This window comes from Streptomyces sp. ST2-7A, from assembly GCF_021390475.1.
GTDB lineage: Bacteria > Actinomycetota > Actinomycetes > Streptomycetales > Streptomycetaceae > Streptomyces.
The window spans coordinates 1-1334 of the sequence record NZ_JAJUWS010000090.1; the positions used below are offsets into that span (position 1 = coordinate 1).

The window sequence follows — 1334 nt, forward strand, 5'->3', positions numbered from 1 at the left end:
CCCTACACCGACGGTGTGATCACCGGGTGGGGCACGGTGCACGGGCGGACGGTGTTCGTCTACGCGCACGACTTCCGGATCTTCGGCGGTGCGTTGGGTGAGGCCCACGCGCAGAAGATCCACAAGATCATGGACAAGGCGATCGCGGCGGGTGCGCCGCTGGTGTCGCTGAACGACGGTGCCGGGGCCCGGATCCAGGAGGGCGTCTCGGCGCTGGCCGGCTACGGCGGGATCTTCCAGCGCAACACCCGCGCCTCGGGTGTCATCCCGCAGATCTCGGTGATGCTCGGCCCGTGCGCGGGTGGTGCGGCGTACTCGCCGGCGCTGACCGACTTCGTGTTCATGGTCCGCGAGACCTCGCAGATGTTCATCACCGGTCCGGACGTGGTCAAGGCGGTGACGGGGGAGGACATCACCCAGAACGGCCTGGGCGGCGCGGACGTGCACGCCGGCACCTCGGGGGTCTCCCACTTCGTCTACGACGACGAGGAGACCTGCCTGGAAGAGGTCCGCTACCTGCTGTCGATGCTCCCGCAGAACAACCGGGAGAACCCGCCGACGACGGAGAACGAGGACCCGGTCGAACGTCGCTCGGAAGCACTGCTGGACCTGGTGCCGGCGGACGGCAACCGCCCGTACGACATGCGGAAGGTGATCGAGGAGATCGTCGACGAGGGCGAGTTCCTGGAGATCCACGAGCGCTGGGCGACCAACATCATCTGCGCGCTGGCCCGGCTGGACGGCGAGGTGGTGGGCATCGTGGCCAACCAGCCGCAGTCCCTGGCCGGGGTGCTCGACATCGAGGCCTCCGAGAAGGCGGCGCGTTTCGTGCAGATGTGCGACGCCTTCAACATCCCGATCGTCACGCTGCTGGACGTGCCCGGCTTCCTGCCCGGTGTGGACCAGGAGCACGGCGGCATCATCCGGCACGGCGCCAAGCTGCTGTACGCCTACTGCAACGCCACCGTGCCCCGGATCTCGATCGTGCTGCGCAAGGCCTACGGCGGTGCCTACATCGTCATGGACTCCCAGTCCATCGGCGCCGATCTGACCTACGCCTGGCCCACCAACGAGATCGCGGTGATGGGCGCCGAGGGCGCCGCCAACGTCATCTTCCGCCGGCAGATCGCCGCCGCCGAGGACCCCGAGGCCATGCGCCAGAAGATGGTCAAGGAGTACAAGGCGGAGTTGATGCACCCCTACTACGCGGCCGAGCGCGGCCTGGTGGACGACGTCATCGACCCCACCGAGACCCGCGAGGTACTCATCCGTTCGCTGCGGATGCTGCGCACCAAGCACGCCGACCTGCCCTCCCGCAAACACGGCAACCCACC

General features: G+C 68.1%; 1 protein-coding gene. It reads left to right on the forward strand.

The annotated features are described in order from the left end of the window. On the forward strand, positions 1 to 1334 hold a 1334-nt coding region (locus tag LZF96_RS26325), incomplete at both ends, for an acyl-CoA carboxylase subunit beta (RefSeq protein WP_233877383.1).